Raw genomic sequence first — 13,030 nt, 5'->3', positions numbered from 1 at the left:
CCCGCAGCCTGCGGCGGCCGACCAGCATCCGCCGGGCCCGGACGTTACGCCTCTTCAGCCTCCCGACGGTATCCGCATCCCTCCCGGGCACAGGTGAGGAAGCGCCGGCCGCGGGTCCGCCGCTCGACCAGGAACGGTGCCCCGCACTTCGGACACGGGGTCCCGACCGGGCGCTGCCAGGCGATGAACTTGCAGCCCGGGTAGTTCGTGCACGCGTAGTAGGGCTTGCCCCGCTTCGACCGGCGCTCGGCCAGCTCTCCTCCGCACCCCTCCTGAGGACATCCGATTCCGATCGTGATGGGCCTGGTGGTCTTGCACTCCGGGTAGCCGGAGCACGCGATGAAGCGACCGAAGCGCCCCTCCTTGTACACCATCGGCCGGCCGCAGGTGGGGCAGTCCATTCCGGCCGGCTCGGGCTCGGCTGGCTCGCTGTCGCCGACGTTGCGCGTGTACTTGCACTCCGGATACCGCTCGCAGGCCAGGAAGCGCCCGAAGCGGCCCCAGCGCTCGAGCAGCTTCCCCTCGCCGCACTGCGGGCACGTCTCGTCGGTCGGCTTTCCCTTCTTGAGATCGTCCATCTCCCGGTGCGCCCGCTTGAGGTCCTTGGCGAAGCGGTTGTAGTACTCGCGTACCGTCTCCACCCACTTCCGATCGCCCTCCTCGATCTCGTCGAGAGAGTCCTCCATCTGGGCCGTGAACTCGACCTCGAGGAGATCCGGGAACGCCTCCACCAGGAGGCCGGTCACCAGCTCTCCGAGCTCGGTGGGGAAGAGGGTACCCCGGTCGCGCCGCACGTAGCCCCGCTTCTGGATCGTCGTCAGGATCTGGGCGTAGGTGGAAGGGCGCCCGATCCCCTTCTCCTCCAGCTCCTTGACGAGCGACGCCTCGGAGTAGCGTGGCGGGGGCTGCGTGAAGTGCTGCTTGGGCTCGAGCTGCCTGATGTCGAGCCGCTGGCCGACCTCGAGCGGCGGCAGCCCGGAGACTTCCCCCTCGATCTCGTCGGTGCCAGCCACCACGCTGTCGTCCGGCGCCTCGATGTAGACAGCCATGAAGCCCGGCACCCGGAGTGCCGAGCCGACGGCTCGGAAGAGATAGGGGCCGGCGGCCACGTCGACGGTGAGCGTGTCGTACACTGCCGGCCGCATCTGGCTCGCCAGGAACCGTCCCCAGATCAGCCGGTAGAGCGCAAGCTGGTCGCGGGTGAGGTAGCGGGCAACCTCATCGGGCCCGTGGTCGATCAGCGTCGGGCGGATCGCCTCGTGGGCCTCCTGGGCGCTCTTCCGCGCGCGGTAGGCGGGCGGCCGCTCGGGAAGCGTGTCGGCGCCGAAGCGCGCGGCGATCACCTCGCGCGCCTCCGACTGGGCGTCGGGAGCGACCCGGGGGGAGTCGGTGCGCATGTACGTGATCAGCCCGATCGGCCCCTCGGCGCCGATCTCGACCCCCTCGTAGAGCTGCTGCGCCACCATCATGGTCTTGGAGGTCGAGAAACGAAGCTTCCGGGCGGCCTCCTGCTGGAGCGTGGAGGTGATGAAGGGCGGAGCCGGGTTCTTCTTCCGCTCGCCGCGGACGACGTCCTTGACGACGAAGTGAAGGTCCCGCAGCTCGGCGATGGCGGCCTGGGTGTCGGCCTCCGTCCCGAGCTCCACCTTCTCCCCGGCCTTCTCGCGGAGCGTGGCCTCGAACGGGGGCGGCGCCGCCGCCGCCAGGTGCGCGTGGAGGCTCCAGTACTCCCGCGGGACGAAGGCACGGATCTCGCGCTCCCGCTCGCAGAGGAGACGGACGGCCACCGACTGCACGCGTCCCGCCGACAGGCCTCGCCGCACGCGCTCCCAGAGGAGCGGGCTGATCTTGTAGCCGACGAGCCGATCCAGAACCCGCCGGGCCTGCTGGGCGTCGACTTTCTTCAGGTCGATGCGGCCGGGCTGCCTGAAGGCGGCCTTGACCGCCTTCTCGGTGATCTCGTTGAAGAGGACGCGGTAGACCCGGTCGCTCGGAATGCGCATCTCCTGAGCGATGTGCCAGCCGATGGCCTCGCCTTCGCGGTCGGGGTCGGTGGCGACGTAGAGCGCCTGAGCCTTCTCGGCCGCCTTCTTCAGCTCCTGGAGCGTCCGGGCCTTGGCCCGGAGCGGCACGTACTGCGGCTTGAAGTTCTTCTCGATGTCGACGCCGAGCTTGTTGGAGGGGAGATCCTTGACGTGGCCCAGGGACGCCTTCACGATGAAGCCCTTGTCCAGATACTTCTGGATGGTCTTCACCTTGGTGGGCGACTCGACCACGACGAGCGAGCGGCGTGCGGCCATGGCCGTCTAGCTTTTCATCCCAGTGCCGGGCCAGGAACCGAGCAGATCAAGGACGCAGGCCCGAGCCGGCGCGAGGGCCGAGGACGCAGAGATGGGACCGTTACTGGCACGTCACTAGCGTCTCACGTAGCGCTGGCCGGGCAGCTGCCGGACCAGCCCCCGGAGCTCCAGGGTCATGAGCGAGGCGGCCACGTCCCCGGCGGGGAGCCCGCTCTTGTCGATGACGTCGTCGATGGCCACCGGCTCCTCCCCCAGCAAGGGAAGCAGGCGGCCTTCGGCGCCGGTCGTGCCGCCCGCCGCCGCGACCCGCGTCGCCGCCGCGGGCGAGGTCGGGCGCAGAGCCGCCCGCCAGACCGCCGGCCACTCGGCTACCACGTCCTCCCAGTCGCGGACGAGCTTGGCCCCATCCTGGATCAGGCGGTTCGCGCCCTCGCTGGTCGCCGAGGAGACGTTGCCGGGCACCGCGTACACCTCGCGCCCGAGCTCGCCCGCGTGTCGCGCGGTGATGAGCGCCCCGCTCCGCTCGGCCGCCTCGACGACGACGGTGCCGAGGGCGAGGCCGGCGATCACCCGGTTCCGGATGGGGAAGTGCTGAGGCAGGGGCGCCGTCCCCATCGGAAACTGAGAGATGACCGCGCCGGCCGCCGCGATGGCGCGCACGAGCGGTCGGTTCTCGGACGGGTAGACCACGTCTACCCCGCTCCCGAGCACCGCCAGCGTGCGGCCGCCGGCGTCGAGGGCGCCGCGGTGAGCGGCCGTGTCGACGCCACGTGCGAACCCGCTGACGACCGTGACGCCCCGCCCGGCCAGGTCGCCGGCCAGCCGCTCGGCCGTCCTGAGGCCGTAGCCCGTTGGACGGCGCGAGCCGACCACCGCCACCGACAGGGCGTCCTCCCGGGCCAGGGTGCCGCGGACGATGAGGAACGGCGGCGGGAGCGGAGCGGTCTTGAGCGCGGGCGGATAGTCGGCGTCCTCGAGGATGACGAGGCGGGCCTCGGCTCGTTCGGCCGCCGCCCGCTGGCCCGCGATGGCGCCGGGAGCGTCGAAGCCCTTGATGCTGGTCGCCAGATCGTCTCCCACCTTTTCAGCCAGCGCCCGGCGCGATGCTCGGAACAGCTCCGCCGGCGCGCCGACGGCGAGCACATCGTGGTAGCGGCGAGCGTTCCACCCCATGCTCGGAACCAGCGCCAGCGCCACCCATGCCCACCGTGCGTCCGTCGTATCCATCTCACTCCACCATACACCACGTGGCAAGCCACTCCGGCTCGAGATCCGTCGCGCCCGGGGCGGGCGAAAAGTAGCCGCCATCGTACACGCCCGCGGAAACCCCGGTCAAGGAGCGCCGGCGATCCCCGATGGGGTGGCGGCTCGGCATGGGGTCGGGGGCTGACCGGATCACCGGCGACCGTGCGCGCCGCGCGACCACGGCGAGGGCGCCAGCGCGCGACGAAGGGGTGGGGGATTACCTGTCGGCGGGCGGGCCGGCCCTGGCGCCCCGCGGGACCTCACGCGCGGCGAGCCGCGCCTTCTGGGCGGCCTCGCTTTGCGGGAAGTCGCGGAGGAGCTGCGCCCAGACCTCGCGGGCGCGGTCGTTGCGCTTCAGGAATCGGTGGGCGAGCCCCAGCTTGAAGAGCGCCTCGGGGGCCTTCTCCCCTTTCGGCGCCATGTCGACGGCCTTCTTGTATTCGACGGTCGCGTGCTGATAGTCACGGGCCGTGTAGTAGGCCTCGCCGATCCAGAACTGAGCCGTCCCGGCCAGCGGGTGCGACGGGTGCTTGCCGACGAAGTCCTCGAAGTCCAGGATCGCCTGGCCGAGCTCCCCGCCCTTGAAGCTTTCCAGGCCGCGGTTGTACAGCTCCTCGGCCGCCAGCGTGGCGAGGGCGGTCCGGGTGGCCGCCTTCTGGCTCTTGCCGTCCCGTCGTCCCCCGGCGGCGTTGGCCGGCACAGCCTCCAGGCGCGCCACCTGGTCGGCGATGCCGCCGACCGTCATCTCGACCCCGCGCACCGCTCCGGCGACGGTCTCGAGGCGCGCCTCGGCAGCGACCACGCGCTTGCGGACGCTCTCCACCGCCTCGGCCTGGCGCCCGTCCTGATCCCGGAGCGCGGCCTGGAATTCCTGGCGCGCCGCCTGGATCTCGACCCGGAGGTCGGACACGTCCTTGCGCAGCTCCACCGTCGCGCGGGTCAGCTCCGCGACCTGCAGCTGGGTCATCCGGGACTCTTCGCCGATCCGCCGGAGGGCGTCCGAGCCCGCGCACCCGGTGAGCGCCAGAAGCGCCAGCCCCGTCGGGACGACGCCGCGTCGCCATCGCGTGCTGTCAGACGTTCGCATGCGCCCCATCCTTCTCCTGGCCGGCACCGTAGCACCGCGCTCGAAGCCGTGTCAAGTTTCGCGGCCGCCCGGGGGGCGCGCCGGACCGGCGATCCGGTCCGTGGCCAGGGCTCGCACGGGCTGGTCGGGGCGCAGCCGGCGCTCCAGCGCACGGCTCAGGCGCGACATCCCGAAGGTCAGGATCCAGTAGACGAGCGCGATGAAGAGGTAGAGCTCGAACGGCCGAATCTCGCGCTGGTTGACGGTTTGAGCGGCCTTGGTGAGGTCCATGTAGCCGACGATCGAGGCCAGCGACGTGTCCTTGACGAGAATGATGAACTGGGTCACCAGCGAGGGGAGCATGTTGCGCAAGGCCTGCGGGAGCACGATGTCGCCCATCACGGCCCGGTAGCCGAGTCCGGTGGCCCGCCCGGCCTCCACCTGTCCGCGGGGCACGGACTGGATCCCCGCCCGGATGATCTCACCCAGGTAGGCGGCCTCGAACACGACGAAGGCGATCAGCGCCACCCCGTACTGCGAGAGCGCGATCCCGAGCGCGATCGGGATGAAGAACCAGAACCAGAAGATGACCATCACGAGCGGGACTCCGCGGATCACCTGGACGTACAGGCTCGCCGGGTAGTAGAGCACCTGGAACCGCGACAACCGGGCCAGGGCGACGAGGATCCCGACCCCGAAGCCCAGGACGATGGCCGGCAGGGCCAGGGCGAGGGTGCCGCCCCCGAAGGCGCCCAGTCCGAGGAGCCCCTGGAGCAGCAGGAAGCGCCAGTTGCCGGCGATGACGCCGAAGTCGAAGCTCAATGCTCGGCGCCCTCGGTGCGGACGACGAGGCCCGGGATGGCCAGCCGGCGCTCCACCCGACTCATGACCGCCGCCACGACCAGGCACAGCCCGAGGTAGATCAGCGTGCCCGCCGTGATCGCCTCGAAGCCCTTGGCGGTGTAGGCCTCGATCTGGCGCGTCATGAAGGTCACCTCGGTCACGCTGATGGTGAGGGCCAGCGAGGAGTTCTTCAGGAGGTTGAGCGACTCGTTCGTCAGAGGCGGGACGATGAGGCGGACGGCGATCGGCACCAGGACGCGCCGGTAGGCCTGGCCGACCGTGAGCCCGGTCGAGAGGGCCGCCTCGAGCTGGGTCGGCGGAACCGACTGGATGCCGGCCCGCACGACCTCGGCCAGCCGGGCCCCGTGGTAGACGCCGAGGGCGACCACCGCCGCGACGAATTCCCCGCCGTGCCGGTTCAGCCAATCCTGAGCCGTGGCCGGCAGGACCTGAGGCACGCCGAAGTACCAGAAGAACATCCAGACCAGCAGCGGCACGTTCCGGAAGAACTCGACATAGGCGGCGGCGAGTCCGCGAGGCCCGAGCCCCGACATCGTCCGGAACGCCCCGAAGAGGCCTCCGAGGGCGGCGGCCAAGAGCCAGGCGAGCGCCGAGATCTCCAGCGTCGTGACGATCCCCTGGAGCAGCCACCGGCCGTAGGGAGCGGTCCACAGGACGCTCCACTCGAACTGGTACTGTAGCGCGAGGAGAAGCGTCACCCGACCCTCCCGGAGGAAGGCCGGCCCGATCCGGTCGCCGAAGAGCGACCGGCCCGGCGTCGCCGGGAGGGCCGTGGGAGGGGGCTGCGCCCCCCTCCTACCGATTCAGCGGCCGTGAAAAAGTGCGCGGGCCGTGGCCCTCACGCTCATGGTCCATTCAGCGGGGGATCACCTGCATCTGGAGGAAGATCAGGGCCGACTCGGAAAGCGGATAGGGCACCTCGCCGCGCGGCCCGAACCACTTGTCGTACAGCTTCTGGTATTCTCCGCCCTCGATCGCCTCCATCATGGCGAAGTCGACCAGGTTCCGGAAGTCCGAGTCGTTCTTCCGCATGGCCATGCCGTAGGGCTCGTAGGTGTAGAACTCGCCCACCACGTCCCACTCCGCCGGGTTCGGCGCCTTGGCCTTGAGTCCGGCCAGCTGGACCCCGTCGTTCGTGTAGGCGTCGATCTTGCCCTGGGCCAGCGCGGTGAAGGCCGCCGGCTGGTCGGGGAACACGACGAGTTGCGCTTGCGGGTGCTTCTCGCGGATCACCTTCTCGTTGGTCGAGCCCTGCTGGGCCCCGATCCGCTTGCCCCCGATGTCGCGCAGGCCACGGATCGGGCTGCCCTTCTTGACCAGGAACTGGGCGCCGGTCACGAAGAACACGACGCTGAAGTCGAGGCTCTCGCGGCGGGCCCGGGTGATGGTCATGGTGCCGGCGATGAGGTCCACGGCGCCGCTGGTGAGGAGCGGGATGCGGGTGGTCGGGGTGGACTCCTTGAGCTCGAACTTCACAGGCTTCCCGAGCTTCTTCTCGATGCCGGCGTGGACGAGCTTGGCCAGGTCCACCGAGAAGCCGCCCCACTGGTTGTTCTTGTCGATGAAGCCGAAGGGCGGCGAGCCGGTCCGGGTCCCGATCACGAAGCTTCCGGTCCGGGCGACCTTCTCCAGGGTCGTCTCGGCCCAGGCCGGCACGACGCCGGCCAGCAGGATCGACAGGGCCAGCACGGCCGCGCTTCCTTTCCGCGCGTGGGTCCGCATGGATGCCCCTCCTTCCGGGGTGACGCGTGAGTCAATGGGCGAGGATCTTGGACAGGAACAGTCGCGTGCGCTCGCTCCGGGGTCGCGCGAAGAACGAGTCGGGCGGCCCTTCCTCGAGGATCCGCCCCTCATCCATGAAGACGATCCGGTGCGCCACTTTCCGCGCGAAGCCCATCTCGTGGGTCACGACCAGCATCGTCATCCCCTCGCGAGCGAGGGCGACCATCACGTCGAGGACCTCGTTGATCATCTCGGGATCGAGGGCGGAGGTCGGTTCGTCGAAGAGCATGATCTTCGGCTGCATCGCGAGCGCCCGCGCGATGGCGACCCGCTGCTGCTGCCCGCCCGACAGCTGGGCCGGGTAGGCCCCCGCCTTGTCGGGAATGTCCACCTTGCGGAGAAGGTCCATCGCGATCCGCTCGGCCTCGGCGCGCCGAAGCCCGCGCACCCGGATCGGCGCCAGCGTGATGTTCCCGAGCGCCGTCATGTGCGGGTAGAGGTTGAACTGCTGGAACACCATGCCGATCTCGGCGCGCAGCCGGGGGAGGTCGACGCTCCGGGCATTGACATCCTGGCCGTCCACGATGAGCTGCCCCGATTGAATCGGCTCCAATCGATTGATGCAGCGGATCAGCGTGCTCTTGCCCGACCCGCTCGGTCCGCAGACGACGAGGACCTCCCCCCGCGCGACTCCGAGGTCGACGTCCTTGAGGACGTGGAGCTTCCCGAACCACTTGTTGACCCCGCGAAAGGTGATGATCGGCTCCGCCATCACCGGAGCTCGCACTGGACGATCGCGGACGTCGCCAGCGGGCCCCGAGGTCACGACGGCCTCAGCGTCGTGCCGGGCAGCGGTCGCTCCGCCACCATGAGACCCACGAGCATCCGGACCGCCGTCAGCGCGACCAGGATGGCGAGCGAGAGCCGGAGACCGCGGGCCGGGATGCGGCGGCTCACGCTCGCGCCCGTCCAGGACCCGGGGACGGTCCCCGCGCACAGCAGCGCGGACCAGAGCAACGGGATCTGGCCGGTCTCGAACTTTCCCAGGACCCCCCCGAGACCTCCCACCGCCAGGACACCCAGCGAGCTGCCCAGAGCCGCCCGGGTCGGCACGCCCAGCAGGTAGATCATGAACGGGATCACCAGGAAGGCCCCGCCGACGCCGACCAGGCCGGAGAGGAGGCCGATGGTGAGCGAGCCCACCAGGGCGAGCGGGCGCGAGAAATCGCTGGCCCCCCCCTCGCCCAGCTCATCGGCCGGCGGCGGAAAGAAGAGGATCGGCGCCGCGATCAGCGCGAGCAAGGCGAAGACGGTCTCCAGCAGCCGCACGCTCACCGCGCCGGACAGGAGGGCGCCGGCGCCGGCCCCGACGACCATGCCGGACCCCATCCAGAGGACGACGGCGGGTGCGGTCGCGCGTCGGCCATGATGGGCGAGGTAGCCCAGGACGGAGGCCACGAAGACCTGCACCATCGTCATCGCCCCGACCTTCCGGATGTCGAGTGCGGGGAACCCGAGGAGGGGCGGCGCGTACAGGAGGAGCGGGATCATCACGACCCCGCCCCCGATACCGAGAAGCCCCGAGAGAAACCCTCCGACGAATCCGAGCGAAACCAGGAGGGCGAGAAACACGATGAGGCGAGTATAGCCGGCCTCCCAGCGGGTCACAAGGCAGCCGGAGGGGGCGGCGGGACCCGGGCGGTTGCCGGGCTTCCGCCCTCGGGCTAAGATCGGCGCCGTGGACGAGTCTTCGTTCGGCGTCTTCGCGGCGACGGCCCTCCTGGCCGGCTTCGTGTTCGGCTACTGCGCGCAGCGCGGTGGATTCTGCCTGACCCGGGCGCTCTCGAACCTCGTCCTCACCGGCGACGGCTCCATCGCGCGGGCCTACGTCCTGGCGCTGGTGGTGGCCATCGTCGGCACGCACCTCCTGGCCCTGGCCGGGAGCTACGCGCCGGCCCTCGGGATCGCGGAGCTGCCGGTCCGGCCCTTTCACTGGGTCGCCAACCTCGTCGGTGGCTTTGTCTTCGGGATCGGGATGATTCTGAGCGGTGGTTGCGCCGGGAGCTCCTGGTACCGCCTCGGCGAGGGGGCGCTCGGGGCCTGGATCGTTCTGTTCGGCTTCGCGCTGGGTGCCACCGCCACCAACGTGGGCGTCCTCGCTCCGGTCCGGAAGACCCTCCAGGAGCACGAGCTTCTGGCCGGGGACCAGCCGGCGACGCTCTATCACCTCCTGGGCGTCGGCCCGTGGCCGGTGATCGCGGGAGTGGTCGTGCTGGCCGCGCTCTGGCTCGCCCGGGGCGCCGCCGAGCCGGAGCACGGGAAGTGGAAATGGCCGCTGACCGGGAGCGTCATGGGCCTGGTGATCGCGCTCGGCTGGTATCTGTCGTCCTACGGAGGCAGTCCGACCGGCCTCACCTTCGCCGCCAACACGGGCCATCTCCTCACCTATCCGCTCGTCGGCTTCCCGAACCGCGTGACGTGGAGCATGTTCGTGCTCGTCGGCCTGCCATTCGGCTCGGCGCTGGCCGCCTGGCAGACCAGGCAGTTCCGCTGGAAGGCGCCGCCGGGCTTCACGAGCGTCCAGCTCTTCGCCGGGGGGCTCACGATGGGCGTCGGAGCGCTCATCGCCGAAGGATGCAACATCACCCAGGGGCTGACCAACGCGGCCACCCTCGCCCTCGGCAGCCTGACGGCGTTCGGGGCGATGCTGGCCGGCGGCTGGGCCGCCCTCTGGATGCTGTTTCTCCGCAAGAGTTAGCCTGCCCCCATCCCTCCCCCCCACCGGGGGAGAGGGTCGGGGTGAGGGGGAGAGGGAGCGGAGTGGGGGCGTCGCCGATGACCCTGACGACCTAACAGGGAAGAACGGCGCGCGCGAAGCGGGTCAGCTCCCAGACGGGCGTGACGCCCTGGACCTCGCGTCGGCCGCTACGGGGAAAGCTCCGGAAGAACTCCTCGAAGACCGGGCGGCCGACGACCCCCACCGCGTAGAGCGCGTCGGCCGCCTCGTCCCATTCCAGGATCACGGCCGCCAGGGGGAGCTCGGCCGGCGGCTGGATCGGCACCGCGCCCTGCAGCGGATCGAACGCGCTCCCGTGGACGCAGCACGTGATCACGGTGTCCCGCTGGGCGACCGTAGCCGGCTGGCCCGGACCGAAGTAGTGGATCATGGCGTGCTCGCGCGTCGGATGCGTGTAGGTGTGGGGACAGATCGCCGAGAAGGCGACGATCGATCTGCTTTTCCCAACGCCCCCCGGCGCCTCGTACCCGCCGCCCCCGGTGACGCGCACCGGTGTGACGGGTCGGCCGAGATCGAGGAGGAAGCACGGCGTGCTCTCGAAGGGGTAGAAGAACACGTACGTCTGGTGGGGAACGAGGTCGGACGCCGCCAGCGGCGTGCTCCCGTCCCGCAGCAGCTGAGCGCGAGCACCCGGCCGAAGCTGCGCCTCGGCCGCCCCGGACGCCGCGAGGATTCCGGTCTCCCGCAGCGTCGCGATGGCGGCCAGCGCGCCGCACCCGAGGAACGCCCGCCTCCTCATCATCTACGTCTTTTCGGGGGGTCTCGGAAGACCCCCCCGATGCCCCCCCCTCGGTTGCGGCGGCACAGCCGCCGCTCGGAGCGCCCCTCGATGCACCACGCGCACGGTGGTCGGCGTCGGGTTACTCCGACACACTTAGGTTGCCCGGTCGGGCCCACGGCCCCCAGGACCCCAGACACGACAGGGATCGACCCGGCCGGGCAGGGTCGAGGAGCGAGCCCGGCTAGGACGCAGGGAGGAGGCGGGCCGAGGCGTATGCCGCATACGTTGAGGCCCGCCGACGACCGAGGACGACGCCAGGCGACGCTCATCGGCCCTGCCCTAGGAGCCGAACATTTCGCGCCATAGCCCCTGCTCCCACGCCTTCCGGAGCTGGGCGAATGAAGGCTTCGGCGCGTTGTCCACGGTGATCTTGGTGTTCACCTGGAGTTTCCCCTCCTTCGTCTCGTAGCTCCACTCGGCCCGGGTCAGGAACGCCTTGTCGCTCTCCGTGTACGGGTAGCAGATATTGTGAGGCGGCGCCGGGTCGGGGACCGATGCCCCCATCGCCTTGGCGATGTACGTTCCTACGATCTTCCCGCTGATGGACGCCGTGTATGCGCTCTTCGCGTACGGCGTCTGGGCCGCGTCCCCTACGGCGTACACGGCCGGGTTCTTGGTCGAGCGGAAGGTCACCAGGTCCACCTCGGCGAACACCGCGCCGAGCCCCGCCTTGCCGATGAACTCGGCGGCCTTGTTCGGCGGGATGATGCTCAGCACGTCGAAGCCGACGTCTCCGGCATCCGTCTTCACCACTTTCTTCTCCGCGTCGACCCCCGTGATCTTGGTTTGCGGGCGATATTCGAGAACGTCCTTCCGCGCCCCCATGGCGTCCAGGAACGCCTGGGCGTTGGGCGGCGGGATGGGCGTCGGCTTGGCGTCGAGGAGCACCACCTTCGCCTTGAGGCCCTTCTTCTTGATGTGCTCCGCCCACAAGAGCGCGTACTCGTACGGCCCCGGGGGGCACTTGTAGGGCACCGCCGGCGCGTTGAGGACGACCGTCCCGCCCTGGAACGCCTCGATCTTCCGGCGGGTGTCGATCATCGGCGTGCCCTTGTCGTAGATGCTGGCATTCAGGGCGTACGCCTCCCCGAGCCCGGGGACGTCCTCGTAGGCGAGGCGGATCCCGGTCGCGATGAGCAGCTGATCGTAGTCGATGGCGCCGGGCGCCGCCAGCACCTGCTTCTTGTCCGGATCGAGCCCGACGACTTCCGTCCGGATCACGCGGATGCCCTTGGCGATGAGGGGAGAGTAGCCGAACGTGATGGTGTCGAGCGAGTTGAACCCGAAGAGGTACTCGAGGGTGGCGGGACAGGAGATGAAGAAGGAGGAGCGCTCGAGGATGACGACCTCGGCGTCGGGGACGAGCCTCTTGACCGTGAGGGCGGCGAAGTTGCCGCCGAAGCCAGCCCCGATGACCACGAGCCGTTTGCCGCCCGACTTCGGGAGGACCTGGGCCAGGCCCCGAGTCGGCCGCCCCAGCCCCACCCCTCCGAGAGCCGCCACCGCCCCCCCACCGATCCCCGCCGTCCGCAAGAACTCACGCCGATTCAGCCCCATGGTCTCTCTCCTCCCCCGCGCCACCGGCGCGTTACGGGAACTGCTGATGAGCGGCCCACTGGCCCCCTCGGTTGTCGACGAAGACGACGCGCAGCATCGTGCCCGGACGAGCCTTCACGAAGAACCGGAGCTTGGGGTCGGGGCTCATGGCCGGAGTCAGCGCGAACTCGCTCACCCGCTCCTCGCCGAGAAACGCCGTCATCCGCTCCACGAAGAACGCCGGCCGCTCCTGGACGAACGTCCCGTTCTTCTCGGCGAGCCCGGTGTGCGAGGTGTGCTTGAGCGAGGCCCAGACGGCCACCACCTCGCCGGGACGGACCCGCGCCTGGGTCCGCACGGACGGGCTACCGCCTTGCTCGCGGGTGACGCTCCCCGGCGGAAGGGCGCAGCCCCCGGGCGCCACCCGCACCAGGTGCCTGGCTTCGAACCGGCCGTGACGCGTGCACTCCGCGACGACCGTCAGCTCACCTCCCTGCCCGGAGCGCATCTGGTAGGCCACCGAGGCCCGGCCGCTCTGGGGGGTGAAATGGAAGACCCCCTTCCTGGGAACGGGATCCGTCCGCAGCACGACCTCGAGGGCCTTGATGTAGTGGTCCGCCTCCATCGGATGGTCGACCGACACGGTCAGAGGAACCGCCACCGGGTCGTCGGCCAGGATCGGGACGTCGATCTGCGGGCGGTGCGCCGTCTCGACGGCC

General features: G+C 70.3%; 12 protein-coding genes. 1 reads left to right on the top strand and 11 read right to left on the bottom strand.

All coding sequences use genetic code 11. The features are described 5' to 3' along the window. Window positions 1-44 precede the first annotated feature (44 nt). From topA to VGV60_00330, 8 genes are all read right to left on the bottom strand, one after another. On the bottom strand, window positions 45-2,300 hold the full coding sequence (gene topA, locus VGV60_00365; protein HEV8699709.1) for a type I DNA topoisomerase: 2,256 nt from the start codon (window positions 2,298-2,300) through the stop codon (window positions 45-47). 114 nt (window positions 2,301-2,414) lie between these two features. Further along, complete coding sequence (dprA, locus tag VGV60_00360; protein ID HEV8699708.1) at window positions 2,415-3,527, bottom strand: DNA-processing protein DprA; 1,113 nt, start codon at window positions 3,525-3,527, stop codon at window positions 2,415-2,417. 235 nt (window positions 3,528-3,762) lie between these two features. Next, entirely contained in the window at window positions 3,763-4,632 is an 870-nt protein-coding gene (gene ybgF, locus VGV60_00355) for a tol-pal system protein YbgF (GenBank protein HEV8699707.1), read from the bottom strand. Between the two features lie 51 nt (window positions 4,633-4,683). Further along, window positions 4,684-5,433 (bottom strand): amino acid ABC transporter permease, encoded by a 750-nt coding sequence (locus VGV60_00350; GenBank protein ID HEV8699706.1) that lies wholly within the window; start codon window positions 5,431-5,433, stop codon window positions 4,684-4,686. Continuing rightward, window positions 5,430-6,173 (bottom strand): amino acid ABC transporter permease, encoded by a 744-nt coding sequence (locus VGV60_00345; protein ID HEV8699705.1) that lies wholly within the window; start codon window positions 6,171-6,173, stop codon window positions 5,430-5,432. Before VGV60_00345 ends, VGV60_00350 begins: the two co-directional genes overlap by 4 nt. A gap of 157 nt (window positions 6,174-6,330) precedes the next feature. Continuing rightward, a complete protein-coding gene (locus tag VGV60_00340; GenBank protein ID HEV8699704.1) occupies window positions 6,331-7,197 on the bottom strand; it encodes an ABC transporter substrate-binding protein in 867 nt (288 codons plus the stop codon). A gap of 31 nt (window positions 7,198-7,228) precedes the next feature. Beyond that, entirely contained in the window at window positions 7,229-7,957 is a 729-nt protein-coding gene (locus VGV60_00335; protein HEV8699703.1) for an amino acid ABC transporter ATP-binding protein, read from the bottom strand. A 62-nt stretch (window positions 7,958-8,019) separates the two neighbouring features. After that, window positions 8,020-8,865: a sulfite exporter TauE/SafE family protein gene (locus VGV60_00330; GenBank protein ID HEV8699702.1), complete on the bottom strand. Its 846-nt coding sequence runs from the start codon at window positions 8,863-8,865 to the stop codon at window positions 8,020-8,022. A gap of 70 nt (window positions 8,866-8,935) precedes the next feature. Between VGV60_00330 and VGV60_00325 the strand changes: the two genes are divergently transcribed. Then, the gene (locus tag VGV60_00325) at window positions 8,936-9,955 is read left to right on the top strand and encodes a YeeE/YedE family protein (GenBank protein HEV8699701.1); all 1,020 of its coding nucleotides are present in this window, start codon (window positions 8,936-8,938) and stop codon (window positions 9,953-9,955) included. 91 nt (window positions 9,956-10,046) lie between these two features. On the opposite strand, the gene VGV60_00320 is transcribed toward VGV60_00325, so the two are convergent. The 3 genes from VGV60_00320 to VGV60_00310 form a co-directional block, all read right to left on the bottom strand. Then, window positions 10,047-10,736 (bottom strand): (2Fe-2S)-binding protein, encoded by a 690-nt coding sequence (locus VGV60_00320; protein HEV8699700.1) that lies wholly within the window; start codon window positions 10,734-10,736, stop codon window positions 10,047-10,049. A 318-nt stretch (window positions 10,737-11,054) separates the two neighbouring features. Next, window positions 11,055-12,332 carry an FAD/NAD(P)-binding oxidoreductase gene (locus tag VGV60_00315; protein ID HEV8699699.1) on the bottom strand — a complete coding sequence of 426 codons (1,278 nt, stop codon included), beginning with the start codon at window positions 12,330-12,332 and terminating at the stop codon, window positions 11,055-11,057. 31 nt (window positions 12,333-12,363) lie between these two features. Further along, window positions 12,364-13,030: thiosulfate oxidation carrier protein SoxY (locus VGV60_00310; protein HEV8699698.1), on the bottom strand; the 667-nt coding region annotated here is incomplete at its 5' end.

Source organism: Candidatus Polarisedimenticolia bacterium (assembly GCA_036001465.1).
Taxonomy (GTDB): domain Bacteria; phylum Acidobacteriota; class Polarisedimenticolia; order Gp22-AA2; family Gp22-AA2; genus Gp22-AA3.
The sequence above is the reverse complement of the archived record's forward strand: the minus strand, read 5'-3'. Positions and strand labels throughout refer to the sequence as shown.